The sequence below is a fragment of the Marivirga salinae genome (assembly GCF_030503855.1).
Lineage (GTDB): Bacteria > Bacteroidota > Bacteroidia > Cytophagales > Cyclobacteriaceae > Marivirga > Marivirga salinarum.
Map to the genome: position 1 here is coordinate 3,511,309 of NZ_CP129971.1, position 12,056 is coordinate 3,523,364.

The window sequence follows — 12,056 nt, forward strand, 5'->3', positions numbered from 1 at the left end:
ATTGATTTGATAATTAACAGAAACTTATACTGGAATATATTCTTTTTATAATGTCTTAGTGAAACGCTTAGAATAGGTTATCCTATAAATTCCTATTTTTCAATATCCCCCATTTGAATATTTAGGGCTTTTACGCTGATTTGAATTTCAACTATGGAAAGTAATAGAGATATCATCAATAGCACCAAAGAAAAACCGAAAATGATGCTTCCAGCCATTTGATACTCTTGATAAATGGTGAACATGCTCACTACACAGAAGAACAAAGAGGAAATCCCCAATAATTGCATATTGCGAATAAGAATCACACGCTTTTTCAAATTAGAAATCTGAGCTTTAATTTTCACATCCTTTTCAGTCATGAAGCGAGCATGCAGATTTCTAATCAAGTTTGCCAAAGCCAAAAAACGATTAGTATAAGCCAACAACAATAATGATATAGCTGGAAAAAGTAAAGCCGGTGTCGTTAAGGAGATTTCCATAAGAACTTACAAATTCATTTTCTTGAGTTCCGAAACCGCAAAATCTACTGCCCTTGCGGTTAATGCCATATAAGTTAAACTTGGATTCTGACAAGCAGAAGAAGTCATGGCAGAACCGTCTGTTACAAAAACATTAGGTACTTCATGCAATTGATTATGCTTATTCAACATGGAGGTTTTAGGATCTCTTCCCATTCTGGCAGTTCCCATTTCATGGATTCCAAAACCAGGAACAGCTGGCAAATTCACTGCTTCTATATTTTTACCACCAGCAACTTCTAACATTTCTTTACCTGTTTTCATCATGTCTTTTCGCATTTGATGTTCATTTTCTTTAAACTCACAATCAATATGCAAAGTGGGTAATCCCCACTTATCTCTCACATTTTCATTGAGGGTAACTTGATTATCCTCATATGGCAAAGTTTCGCCAAAAGGCATAAAAGACATTTCCCAAGGACCGGGTTTCATAAGAGCATCTTTAAATTCAGCTCCAAAACCAGCTAATCTGTTGCCGTAGCCCCAGCCTACCCTGTTGCCTCCACCTTGAAAACCATACCCTCTAATAAAATCAGGATGCTGTGATTTTATATTTTGAAAACGCGGGACATAAATTCCATTTGGTCTATAGCCAGTATGATATTTATCTTTAAAATCATCAAATTCTGCCTTCACATAAACCTCAAAATGATGATCCATTAAATTTCTACCCAATGATCCACTTGTATTTCCTAGTCCATCCGGAAAACGGTCACTTTTGGAATTCAACATAATCCAGGTTGAACCTAAAGTTGAAGCACAAAGGAAAATGACCTTTGCATAATATTCATGGTATTCATTGGTTTCAGCATCGATAATTCGAACCCCTTTAGCTTTATTGGTATTCTCATCTAAAATAACCGACTCTACAATTGAATTGGGTCTTAAAGTCATATTGCCTGTTGCAGATGCAGCTGGTAAAGTAGAAGCTTGACTGCTAAAATATGCTCCAAAAGGGCAACCACGGTTGCATAAATTCCTATACTGACATTTCGTTCGATTATGTTTGTTTTGGGTCAAATTTGCCGTTCTACCAATGGTCATAAATCGGTCATCCCAATTTTTTTCAATTGCCCCTTTCACTTTTTCTTCCACACAATACATATCCATGGGCGGCTGAAAATTTCCATCGGGTAATTGCGTATAGCCTTCATTTCTACCGGAAACACCTATAAATTCCTCCACTTTATCGTACCAAGGTGCTAAATCCTCATAGCGAATAGGCCAATCTACTGCAATACCATCTTTAGCATTTGCTTCAAAGTCCATTGGTGCTAATCTATAGCTTTGTCTTCCCCAGGTTAAAGAGCGGCCACCTACTTGATTCCCTCTTAACCAGCGGAATTCTTTATTTTCAGGATGAGTATAGGGGTTTTCTTTATCATTTACCCAAAAATGTTTAGACCCTTCATCAAAAGCATAAGTTTTGCTTTGGACATAATATTCTTCCTGCACTTCTTGAGATTCTTTTCCTCTATGATCAAATTCCCAAGGGGCTTTATTCATGGTAGGATAATCTTTTATATGCTCTACATTTCTGCCCTTCTCTAGTACTAAAGTTTTCAAGCCTTTTTCGCACAATTCTTTTGCTGCCCATCCGCCCGAAATTCCTGACCCTACTACGATGGCATCAAATTGGTTTTTTTCTTTACTCATTCTAAAAATAATTTCCTACTCTTAATTTTTGATTTGCTTTCATGGGTTCGCAGCCCAGAAGTTGTCCGGGCACGGGTTGATAATCTAAATGCTTGGTCATAATTTCCTCTGATGTGAAATAGCCTAAAAGTACTAGCTCTTTAAGCATTAAAAAGAAAGGTTTCTCTTTTGGATCAGAATCAAAAGACAAATGCTTTACTTCATTTTCCAAGCCATATAAAAAATCATATTGAACCTTACTTTCGAGGTCAGTAAAAATTTTACCATTTTTTGATTCACTGTTTTTTTCGATTTCTTCAAGTCCTTTTAAAAATTGCTTTTGTTCTTTTTCACTATAGACTTCTGCTACCATTTTATCAACAAAAACATCGACTCCCACATCCAAGGCTCCAGGAGTATCTGTTTTTGGTAATATTTGATTGGCTAATGCAGCTACCAACAGCGCTTGTTTCTCATCAAAAAACTGAGGTTTCCATCCTAGTGGTTTCTTACTTTCACATGATTGAATCAAATGCATCAATAGAGGTGAAGTAGCAGCAAAACCTAATGCTAATCCCGTTTTTTTAATCGCTTCTCTTCTGTTCATTCTCTAAATTTCCTTATTCAAATTTAATAATAAGTAAGTTATTGTTTAGTTTCAAGAAATAAGAAATGAATTCAATAAATGTTTATATAAAAGGAGAATGAATGCTTTCGATAATTCATAATGGTCGGTGAGCCACCGACCATGGGAAAGATTGCAATACAACACTATCCTGGTCGGTGACTCACCAACCAACCTGTTTCAAGGCATTTATTTGACAAACAACAATAAGATAAAAAAGTAAACCATTAAAATATGAGCAAAACATTAAAAATGGGAATGATAGGAGGCGGGCCTGGCTCCATGATTGGTGATATTCATAGAATAACTGCAACCGCTTCAGGAAATGCTGAATTAGTTTGTGGTGCTTTTAGCTCTTCAAAAGAGAAATCATTAGAAAAAGGAAAGGAACTAGGGCTCGATGAAAGCAGAATATATGGCAGTTACACTGAAATGATTGAGAAAGAAGCTCAATTCGATGAGGATCAAAAAATGGATTTTGTTGCCATAGTCACCCCTAATTATTTACATTTTGAACCCGTTAAATTAGCCTTAGAAGCAGGTTTTCACGTGATATGCGACAAACCGCTTGCTTTTGATTATGCTGAAGCTTTAGAATTTCAAAAAGCAGTGAGAAATGCCAAAGGACATTTCGCTATGACCTATACTTACAGAGGCTATCCACTATTGGAAAAGGCCAAGGAAATTATTGATTCAGGTCATTTAGGGAGAATTAGAAAAGTGAAAGTTGATTATTCTCAAGGTTGGTTATCTCAGTTAATTGAAGCAGAAGGTCACAAACAAGCTAGCTGGCGTACAGATCCCGAAAAATCAGGGAAAGGCGGTACTATAGCCGATATTGGTACTCATGCTTTTAATCTGCTTGAATCTGTAAGCGGATTAAAAGTGAAATCGCTGATGGCTGATGTTTCCATCTTAGTTGAAGGACGAAAGATTGATGATGACTCGAATGTTTTATTAGAGATGGAAAGCGGTGCCAAAGGTTATTTATCTGCCAGTCAGATTTGCACAGGCGAAGATCAGGATTTAAGCTTACATATTTACGGCAGTAAAGCTGGAATGGTATGGAATCACAATGAGCCAAATTTACTCACCATAAAATATCCTGATTTTAGAGAAGAATCCATTAAAGGATTAGATCATGAAATGTGGGAAAGCAGTGAAGTCAATATCCCGGGGCATTCTCCTTATTTCACTGAAGCTTTTCAAAGGATATATGAAGGCTTTTTCGACACTATTCTAAATGAAAATAGTAAAAAGGAATTTGTAAAAGCTGGAATTGAAGATGGTGTGAGGGGAATGTTGTTTATTGAGAAGGCTATACAGTCTTCTGATGAGAAGAAGTGGGTGAGTATGTGATCTTATGTAGATAACAAAGATTCCTCCGCATTCTATAATAAAAATCAAGCTTATATCATAGAATGTGATAGGGTTTCTTTTATTACACAACAGCTAATTTCTCGACCTACCTCTTAACTATAATTCCAATTTCCCATTTAATTTCAACCTCCTCTAAATTTTAAATCGTAATTTCGCTTTTAAATTAAATCATAATAATGAAACCAACTACAGACCCCAATAATTTTAAGTTTTCAGAAGATATACAAGTGCGTTGGACGGATTTAGATCCTTTAGCACATGTCAATAATTCCATTTACATCCAATATTTTGAAATTGCTCGAGGAAGATATATGCTCGAAGCATCTCCAAGCTGGGATTGGCATAAAAATATGTTTTTGTTAGCAAATATTAACTGTAGCTATCTTCAAGAACTAAAAATTGGAATGCACAATACAAAATGCTGGGTTCGCACTAAGGAAATGGGCAAAAAAAGCTTTGTATTGGAATATATGATAACCACTGATGATAAAACTGTGCATACTGTCGGGACCTCCATTCAAGTGATGTTTGATACTAAGAATAAAACTACAATTGAAATTCCTGATTGGTTAAGAAAAGAGTTGATGGCTTATGAAAAAGAAGGCAGTATTGAAATTAAATAGCATAATAGCTGACAAATCGGTTTTTAATTAAAACTAAAAAGCCTAGCTAGTCGTTCTTTCTGCAAACTTGATAATACCATGATAAGAAATACAGCAATTGTAATCCTAAGCATTCTATTTTTTGCTTGTGCAGCAGAAAATAATAAATCTGAAAATACAACAACCGAATCTCAACCCGTACAAACTACTGAAGCTATAGATACAGCCTATTTTGCGGGAGGATGTTTTTGGTGTGTAGAAGCTTCTTTCGATCAAATAAAAGGAGTTAAAGAAGCAGTTTCAGGATATTCCGGTGGGGAAGAGAAAAACCCTTCATACAAGGAAGTGAGTTATGGAAGAACTAATCATGCGGAAGCCGTAATGGTTCTATATGATTCATCTGTTTTAAATTACGAAACACTTTTGGATATATTCTTTGTAGCGCATGATCCTACTCAATTGAACAGACAAGGCCCTGATGTAGGGAAACAATATCGATCTGCCATTTTCTACCGCAATTCAACTGAAAAGAATTTAGCCTTGAAGAAAATGAATGAACTGGCTTCAAAATTTGATGATGAAATCGTAACTGAACTGACAGCTTTTACCAAATTCTGGGAAGCAGAGGATTATCATCAGGATTATGAAAAGAAAAATCCTAATGACCGCTATATAGTGAATGTATCTAAACCAAAAATAGATAAAGTAGCTAAGGAATTTAAGGATTTATTGAAGTGATTTAATATAGAGTCTAGAATCCTGATTCTAGACTCTTATACTAGGGTTCTCTTGAATAATAAAAAAGATTCTTATATTTAGCTTTAAAGAAGATTAAAGAATCTTCTTTGAAATTTAATTGCGTTAAAATCCCAAAAAGTAGTGTTTATTACGGAATATGAAATTTTGGATATTAACGATAGATTTATGTTTCATACTATAATTCTGCAGTTTCTCCCTTTCCTTTTTGCTTGATCAAAAAGAAAGAAAAAATCAAGACAAAAAGATGCTTCCACGCTTCAATGCAGCGCCCTCCCCGCCTTTTTGTCCTCCATCCCGCTCTCTTCGATCAAATATTTTTAGGTCTAGAAATTTCGAAGTATTAATAAAGAGCACCCTATAATAGACCTAAATCAATTCCAAAACTTTTTCAGGTGGTCGTCCAACAACAGCCTTGTCGCCATTCACAAAAATAGGCCTTTCAATCAGCTTAGGTTCTGCTATCATGGCTTCAATCCACTCAGAGTCTGATAGATCTTTACCTTTGTATAATTCTTTGAAAACCTTTTCATTTTTGCGCAATAAATCTTCAGCTTTCATGTCCAATTTCTGAAGTACATCTTCTAATTCAGCATGAGTGGGTATATTCTTCAAATATTCAATAATTTCAGACTCAATGCCTTTTTCTTGCAATAGTTTCAATGCCTCTCTGCTTTTCCCGCATCTTGGATTATGGTAAAATTTCATAGTATTCATTTTTAAATAAAGTTTCTCTTTCTCTTTCGGAAATTAATAACGAATGTTTTATTAAACATAAAATTATGTTGTTTTATTAGAATTAGGCCCTAGGATGAAATTCCTTTAAAGTCTGGCTTAAGTAATCTCTATCCAAATGAGTGTATATTTCAGTAGTGGTGATGGATTCATGCCCTAACATCTCTTGCACCGCTCTTAAATCAGCTCCACCTTCAATCAAATGAGTAGCAAAGGAATGACGGAATGTATGTGGACTTACGTTTTTTCGTATTCCTGCCATAACACATTGTTTCTTAATCATGGTAAATACAGAAATCCGACTGATTGCCCCTCCAAATCGATTTAAAAACACTATATCTCTAGCCTCGGGTTTTGGCTTTTGGTGAACCCGCACATCATTTATATAAATTTTCAATTGCTTGGCAGCAGATTTCCCCATCGGAACCAATCTTTCTTTACTCCCTTTTCCTATAATTCTCAAGAAGCCTAAATCAAAATAAGTATTGGAAATTTTTAGGCTAGTTAATTCGGTAACTCTGAGGCCAGAAGAATATAATACTTCCAGCATAGTCATATCTCGCTGGCCATTAGCAGTACTTCTATCGATGGAAGAAATAATTTGCTCGATTTCCTCAAAACTCAAAACATCTGGTAATTTTCTTCCCAGTTTTGGTGCTTCCAGCAGTTCGGCTGGATTATCTTTAATGATATCCTCAAAAATCAAATACTTATAAAAGCCTTTTATTCCTGAAACAACTCTAGCTTGAGTATGGACTGTCATGCCCAATTCATTTACATATTCCAGGAAATCATGCAAATCAGTAGAAGAAACTTCCAATGGCCCAACATTTCGATTGGAGATATCCAAAAACTGTTTTAGCTTTATCACATCATGAACATAAGCAGCTACGGTGTTTTCCGCTAATGAACGTTCTAATTGTAAATAATTTTTATATTCAGTTAAAAATACATCCCAAGCCATAATCGAAAGTAATGCAAAAAACGAAAATCATCATCATAAACGGACCTAATTTAAACCTTTTGGGCAAAAGAGAACCTGAAATATATGGTGGGGATTCTTTTGAGGAATTTTTCAAGAAGTTGCAAATCAAAAATTCAGAGCTGGAATTGGAATATTATCAATCCAATATTGAAGGAAAATTAGTAAGCAAAATACAACAAACGGAAGGAGAATTTGATGGAATTTTATTGAATGCGGCTGCTTATACGCACACTTCTGTAGCCATTCATGATGCAATTGGCGCCATAACAGTTCCTGTGGTGGAAATCCATATTTCTAATATTTATAAAAGAGAAGAATTCAGGCACAAAAGCATCATCTCCTCCAAATGTGTTGGCATGATTTCAGGATTGGGGTTAAAAGGATATCAGTTAGGTTTAAATTATTTTAAATAGAGCCTATTTGGCAATTACACGAGATAATTTTGTGCCTATCTGATAATCATTACCAAACAATGAATATTTGTAAAACTAATTTTCATATTCAATATATAATAACAAAAAAATGAAAATAGCAATAATAGCCCATGATGGGAAAAAACCGGAGATGGTTTCCTTTCTTAATAAAAATAAGGATAAGCTCAAGGAAATTTCTTTAGTGGCAACCGGTACAACTGGTAAATATGTAGAAAATACAGGTTTGAAAGTTGAGAAATTATTATCCGGTCCAATTGGAGGTGATGCGCAAATAGCGGCTTTATCAGCCGAAAAGAAATTGGAGATGGTACTTTTCTTCCGAGATCCATTAGGCAAACATCCACACGAACCGGATGTGCAAATGTTGATGCGGATTTGTGATGTACATAACATTCCAATTGCTACAAATCCTGCAACTGCTCAATTACTAATTGATGCTTTTTGGAGAAAACAAATGGAGTAGAATATTATTAACTGGTTTTCAGACATATAAATAAAAATATTCGACCAATGCTATTGCTAAAGCTTATAGATTGTACTATATTACCAATAACTATAAACTTTTCATGCTATGGCAGAACGCGAATTTATTCAATCAGGTACAACCGGTCCCCGTTTAAAGTACGTTTTCAAAATTTTCAATAGCTACACTAGTGCTTGGGTAATTTCTGCCCTTCTCTTAACGGCTGTGTACGGATACTTTTTTCAGTACGAATTTTTACAAGAATCCGGCCCAATACAATTAGCGCTTACTTTAGGAAGTGAATTTATCCTAGCGCTGCTAATTACTGGGCTGATTACTTTATACATTTATGATAAAAGACAAACCGATACTCCTATTCAGCGTGTTTTTCCTGTTGTCATTTGGGGTAGGAAATTCTTAGTAAAAGTTGGGCCATTGTTGCGTCAATATTTATTCTCAAACGATCAAGAAGAAACGCCTTACAATAGAATTACGAGAAATTGGATTTATGCTACTTCTGCTGGAGTGAGTAATACTATTGGTTTTGGGAGTCAAATAGATATGGATAAAGTGGGCACTACCCTGATTATGCCCGCTACCTTCACCAATACTAAAACCAAAACCGGGGACGAAACCGGACATTTTTATAAAAAAGTGATTGGCGAACATACGGGAGTTCAAACATACACTTTAAATCATTTTGTACATATAAGCGCCATGTCCTACGGAGCACTATCTTACAATGCTCATGCAGCCCTTAACAAAGGAGCGAAAATGGCAGGAATTTTACATAATACTGGTGAAGGTTCACTTGCGCCATGTCATGAATACGGTGGAGCAGATTTGGTTTTTCAAATTGGGACAGCCAAATACGGAATCAGAAATGAAGACGGTGATTTGGATGATGATTTATTAAAGGATATGGCGAATCATCCTCAAGTGAAAATGTTTGAAATCAAATTGGCTCAAGGAGCCAAACCAGGCAAAGGGGGTATGTTGCTCAAAGAAAAAATTACAGCCGAAATAGCCCAGATAAGAAAAATCCCAATGGGAAAAGATGCCTATGCACCTGCCAGGCATAAAGAATTTTCTGATGTGGCAGGTTTATTTGATTTCATTGATAAAGTAAGAAAAATCACCAATAAGCCAGTGGGTATTAAAATGGTAATTGGTCATACTGTTGAGATTGAAGACATCGCCAAGATGATGAAAGACCAGCCAGGAAGAGGCCCTGATTACATTGTGATAGATGGCGGTGATGGTGGAACTGGAGCTTCTCCACACGTCTTAAGTTCGTATGCCGGTTTACCCATGAAACAAGCATTAGCTGTAGCAGATTGGGCTTTAAGAAATAATGGTGTAAGAGATAAAGTAGTGCTTTTTGCAAGCGGAAAAATAGCTACAACTATTGACATAGCGGTTGCCATGGCTTTAGGTGCTGATGCCGTATACATTGCCAGAGGTTTTATGCTTTCATTAGGCTGTATTCAAGCTTTAGAATGCCATACCAATGCCTGTCCTACTGGCATTGCTACTCAAAACAAAAGATTGCAAAAAGCACTAGACATTGAAGCCGCAGCCAAAAGAATTGCCACATATGCAGATGCGCTTTATAAAGAAACTCAAATGCTAGCAGAATCCTGCGGTTACAATAGTCCTAATCAGATCACAGCTGATGACATCATGGTCGTTACCTCTCCTGGTCATTTAGATTATTTATCCGAATTACAAGGCATATCAGCCTTTGAAGCCAGCCAAGAAAGAAGATTGGCTAAAGAAAGAAATATGAGTGTTGGGGAAATGAAAATGAGACGGGAGCAGGTTTGATTTAAGTCTTTTTTGTAAGCCTTCTTTTTTATAAAATTTATGATCTACTATACCGTTGGCTTACTTAGACTGTCCATATGCAACCACTAACCAATAAAATCAATATCCAAAACATGCGCTGGCACACGCTTTTTCGCGTGTGTCCATCTTAAAACCTATATCAGCTATTTTACAAAATCAATCTCCAAAACACCCTTCCCTCCGCTATAATCAATTGCACTGCTATATCTCCAATGATGAGCTTCATTCACAAATCCTGCAACTACGGGATTTTGATGAATATAATTAACTTTTTGATCGATTACTGCATTACTGTACAATTCTATAGGTTTATTATTATGTTGCCACAATTGACTTCCTGTAACATTACTACTCTTAGAGCCTGCTCTCTTGAACATCCAAAGCATCCATTCCTTTCTGCTTTCTTGTATATTTTCTTTTATGGATGCTTGCAATTGCTTGGAAGTAAATTCTTTAAACCTACCTAAAACTTTTTCTGGATTATTTTCTTTAGCTCTGAAAATTAAATGTAAATGACTTGGCATTATGCAATAACAATAAATTTCCATTCCTTTATTTTTTCGACAGTAATCTAAACTTTCAATAAGGATTGAAAAATACTGTTCTCTTACCATCAAATCAATCCAATATACAGTGGCGAAGCTGACAAAATACAGGCCTTCTTTATTGTGGAATTTATACTTTCTACTCATATACAAGCTAGGATAAGGTTGATAATAAACAATCTCTATTAATGGCTGACTTTGCTTAGACACATAGACGCGCTAGCTTTATCTATCAGTTCTACATTTACTATAAATACTAAAGTAATTATACAGTAGGGGTTAGCAAATTACTTTAACTAAAAGTTTATTGAAAGAATTAAGAAAATTTTAATAATCTGTAGAATTCCCGAACTACTGGCAGAAGCTGCTGCGCTGGCGCACGCGTTTTCGCATGTGTCCATATGCAAAATCTCTTTAGGTAGTCATTATCTAACACACCTCACCCGAGCTAATTACAGCCAATCACTCCCCAAAACGCATAAATTCGTTATACTTATCTTTAATAAAAACCATGATTTCATAATCAGTAGATGATTTAATGAATTCCTCCTCAACATCCATAAAGCTTATAAAATCAGTGAGTAAATTCCCTTCTAAACCGACTATTCCTTTGACAATATTTCGGTTAAATCTCTTATTATAAATAATACGATCATCTTTTTCAGCTTTAAGCGCATAGTATTTCATTTTAGCTTTATACTTACGACTGAACATTTTAGGAATTACATATATATCAATGGTAGCGGGAGGAAGAATTCTACCATTTTCCCAAAATCTCAGACTGTTATCTTCCTGAAATAAAGGTGGAATCTCAGCCATTGGTTTAGCCTGTGGAACACCATAGATTCTAAATCCCTTATCATCTTGATTTTCCATATTTTTCAACTTCTCACTAAAAACACTTGAATTTTTAGGCCTATTGCTGACCTCCACCTCATCCAACTGAATGATTAAGGGAGTCATATAAATCACGACTGGATTGATCTCTTTTAAAATGAATTCTTTGCGATGATAATTAATATTGGAGATCAGTAAGGTATCAAAAGATTGGGCTTGAATGCTAAATTGTCCATTTTGGTTACTTATAGCAATAGTTTTTTTGCTAAGGTTTATAATATGACTTCCTTCTATGGGATCATTTGTATCCTCGTCAATTAAAAGTCCTTTTAGTTGCTTTTGAGCTTTCAAATGAGAAAAGCTTAATACCGAAAAGGCAATAATTAATATTATTTTGAGGCGGTTCATCAAGCTTGAATATTAATTTACTAAAATTAACGTAACAACTACCTTTTAAGTATATTATAAGTCATGAAGCGAATTGGACACTCTCGTGTAATAAAGGCCCAGCGAACGCTTTATCCAGTGCTATATGTATAATAATCACATAGCGCAAACATCCGCTTGTGCTAATTTATCGAAATAGCCTCAAAAGCATGCGACTCAAAAGTCGCATGCGTCCATTTGTAAAATCTACGCTAACGCATGCACGCAGCTTGCGCCTACAATCAGCAATACAAATCTCAACAC

The 12,056-nt window shown here is 35.5% G+C and carries 13 protein-coding genes; 6 read left to right on the forward strand and 7 right to left on the reverse strand.

Annotated features, from left to right (window positions below; genetic code table 11):
* Window positions 1–92: 92 nt before the first annotated feature.
* Genes QYS49_RS14750 through QYS49_RS14760 form a run of 3 tightly spaced genes read right to left on the reverse strand, consistent with a single transcriptional unit; the run spans window position 93 to window position 2,763 of the window.
* Window positions 93–482, reverse strand: a complete 390-nt coding sequence (locus tag QYS49_RS14750) for a DUF2721 domain-containing protein (RefSeq protein ID WP_308348348.1) — start codon at window positions 480–482, stop codon at window positions 93–95.
* Between the two features lie 6 nt (window positions 483–488).
* Complete coding sequence (locus tag QYS49_RS14755) at window positions 489–2,177, reverse strand: GMC oxidoreductase (protein ID WP_308348349.1); 1,689 nt, start codon at window positions 2,175–2,177, stop codon at window positions 489–491.
* A 1-nt stretch (window position 2,178) separates the two neighbouring features.
* A complete protein-coding gene (locus tag QYS49_RS14760; RefSeq protein WP_308348351.1) occupies window positions 2,179–2,763 on the reverse strand; it encodes a gluconate 2-dehydrogenase subunit 3 family protein in 585 nt (194 codons plus the stop codon).
* A gap of 252 nt (window positions 2,764–3,015) precedes the next feature.
* On the opposite strand from QYS49_RS14760, the gene QYS49_RS14765 reads away from it, so the two are divergent.
* From QYS49_RS14765 to msrA, 3 genes are all read left to right on the forward strand, one after another.
* Complete coding sequence (locus tag QYS49_RS14765) at window positions 3,016–4,140, forward strand: Gfo/Idh/MocA family protein (RefSeq protein ID WP_308348352.1); 1,125 nt, start codon at window positions 3,016–3,018, stop codon at window positions 4,138–4,140.
* Between the two features lie 197 nt (window positions 4,141–4,337).
* Window positions 4,338–4,784, forward strand: coding sequence for an acyl-CoA thioesterase (locus tag QYS49_RS14770; RefSeq protein WP_308348353.1), 447 nt, complete (start codon window positions 4,338–4,340; stop codon window positions 4,782–4,784).
* Window positions 4,785–4,862: 78 nt separating this feature from the next.
* Window positions 4,863–5,501 (forward strand): peptide-methionine (S)-S-oxide reductase MsrA, encoded by a 639-nt coding sequence (msrA, locus tag QYS49_RS14775; protein ID WP_308348355.1) that lies wholly within the window; start codon window positions 4,863–4,865, stop codon window positions 5,499–5,501.
* 387 nt (window positions 5,502–5,888) lie between these two features.
* On the opposite strand, the gene arsC is transcribed toward msrA, so the two are convergent.
* A complete protein-coding gene (arsC, locus tag QYS49_RS14780) occupies window positions 5,889–6,227 on the reverse strand; it encodes an arsenate reductase (glutaredoxin) (protein ID WP_308348356.1) in 339 nt (112 codons plus the stop codon).
* 91 nt (window positions 6,228–6,318) lie between these two features.
* Complete coding sequence (gene xerD / locus QYS49_RS14785; protein ID WP_308348358.1) at window positions 6,319–7,218, reverse strand: site-specific tyrosine recombinase XerD; 900 nt, start codon at window positions 7,216–7,218, stop codon at window positions 6,319–6,321.
* Window positions 7,219–7,229: 11 nt separating this feature from the next.
* Between xerD and aroQ the strand changes: the two genes are divergently transcribed.
* The 3 genes from aroQ to QYS49_RS14800 all read left to right on the forward strand — a co-directional run bounded on the left by aroQ (window position 7,230) and on the right by QYS49_RS14800 (window position 9,963).
* The gene (gene aroQ, locus QYS49_RS14790) at window positions 7,230–7,652 is read left to right on the forward strand and encodes a type II 3-dehydroquinate dehydratase (protein WP_308348360.1); all 423 of its coding nucleotides are present in this window, start codon (window positions 7,230–7,232) and stop codon (window positions 7,650–7,652) included.
* A 109-nt stretch (window positions 7,653–7,761) separates the two neighbouring features.
* The gene (locus QYS49_RS14795) at window positions 7,762–8,136 is read left to right on the forward strand and encodes a methylglyoxal synthase (RefSeq protein WP_308348361.1); all 375 of its coding nucleotides are present in this window, start codon (window positions 7,762–7,764) and stop codon (window positions 8,134–8,136) included.
* A 108-nt stretch (window positions 8,137–8,244) separates the two neighbouring features.
* Window positions 8,245–9,963, forward strand: a complete 1,719-nt coding sequence (locus QYS49_RS14800) for an FMN-binding glutamate synthase family protein (protein WP_308348364.1) — start codon at window positions 8,245–8,247, stop codon at window positions 9,961–9,963.
* 164 nt (window positions 9,964–10,127) lie between these two features.
* Here QYS49_RS14800 and QYS49_RS14805 read toward each other — a convergent pair whose 3' ends face one another.
* Both QYS49_RS14805 and QYS49_RS14810 read right to left on the reverse strand, forming a co-directional pair.
* Window positions 10,128–10,739: an REP-associated tyrosine transposase gene (locus QYS49_RS14805; protein ID WP_308348365.1), complete on the reverse strand. Its 612-nt coding sequence runs from the start codon at window positions 10,737–10,739 to the stop codon at window positions 10,128–10,130.
* A 252-nt stretch (window positions 10,740–10,991) separates the two neighbouring features.
* Window positions 10,992–11,774, reverse strand: coding sequence for a peptidase associated/transthyretin-like domain-containing protein (locus tag QYS49_RS14810; protein WP_308348367.1), 783 nt, complete (start codon window positions 11,772–11,774; stop codon window positions 10,992–10,994).
* Window positions 11,775–12,056 lie beyond the last annotated feature (282 nt).

Coding starts and splice junctions, on each gene's coding strand:
- QYS49_RS14750 (WP_308348348.1), bottom strand. CDS start 482: ATGGAAATCTCCTTAACGACACCGGCTTTACTTTTTCCAGCTATATCA.
- QYS49_RS14755 (WP_308348349.1), bottom strand. CDS start 2,177: ATGAGTAAAGAAAAAAACCAATTTGATGCCATCGTAGTAGGGTCAGGA.
- QYS49_RS14760 (WP_308348351.1), bottom strand. CDS start 2,763: ATGAACAGAAGAGAAGCGATTAAAAAAACGGGATTAGCATTAGGTTTT.
- QYS49_RS14765 (WP_308348352.1), top strand. CDS start 3,016: ATGAGCAAAACATTAAAAATGGGAATGATAGGAGGCGGGCCTGGCTCC.
- QYS49_RS14770 (WP_308348353.1), top strand. CDS start 4,338: ATGAAACCAACTACAGACCCCAATAATTTTAAGTTTTCAGAAGATATA.
- msrA (WP_308348355.1), top strand. CDS start 4,863: ATGATAAGAAATACAGCAATTGTAATCCTAAGCATTCTATTTTTTGCT.
- arsC (WP_308348356.1), bottom strand. CDS start 6,227: ATGAAATTTTACCATAATCCAAGATGCGGGAAAAGCAGAGAGGCATTG.
- xerD (WP_308348358.1), bottom strand. CDS start 7,218: ATGGCTTGGGATGTATTTTTAACTGAATATAAAAATTATTTACAATTA.
- aroQ (WP_308348360.1), top strand. CDS start 7,230: ATGCAAAAAACGAAAATCATCATCATAAACGGACCTAATTTAAACCTT.
- QYS49_RS14795 (WP_308348361.1), top strand. CDS start 7,762: ATGAAAATAGCAATAATAGCCCATGATGGGAAAAAACCGGAGATGGTT.
- QYS49_RS14800 (WP_308348364.1), top strand. CDS start 8,245: ATGGCAGAACGCGAATTTATTCAATCAGGTACAACCGGTCCCCGTTTA.
- QYS49_RS14810 (WP_308348367.1), bottom strand. CDS start 11,774: ATGAACCGCCTCAAAATAATATTAATTATTGCCTTTTCGGTATTAAGC.